The following is a 329-nucleotide window of genomic DNA, read 5'->3' as shown; positions in this document are numbered from 1 at the left end:
CTCAGGACTCAGCGCAACGCGTTGCGCTGAGTCCTGAGGCGCGAATCCGGGTAGGCAACCCCAGAGGGGCCGGAATCCCCCGGCCCGCGATGGAGGGAGGCCGGCATGTCCAGACCCAAGCCGTCCGGAAGGTCGTACGGGAGGCTCACGAGGCACGAGAGGAACACGGTCGAGAGGATGCTCGACCGCAACCGCAGCGCCCGCGAGATCGCCGCGGAGCTCGGCAGGTCGCCCTCGACCGTGACCAGGGAGGTCGCGGCGCACCGCTACGTCACCGCGCCGCGCTCGCGCTACGGCGAGCCCGCTCCCGCGGACCTGTCGGGGGCCTG

1 protein-coding gene is annotated in these 329 nt (G+C 72.3%); it reads left to right on the top strand.

Going from position 1 to position 329, the window contains the following annotated elements:
* Nucleotides 1-105: 105 nt before the first annotated feature.
* Nucleotides 106-329, top strand: a 224-nt coding sequence (locus DWY05_RS10185; RefSeq protein WP_147343291.1) for a helix-turn-helix domain-containing protein, incomplete at its 3' end; no start/stop codon positions are given.

Source organism: Collinsella sp. AF23-4AC (assembly GCF_003462685.1).
GTDB lineage: Bacteria > Actinomycetota > Coriobacteriia > Coriobacteriales > Coriobacteriaceae > Collinsella.
Note: the sequence above shows the minus strand (reverse complement) of the source record. Positions and strands in the feature narration are given on the sequence as shown.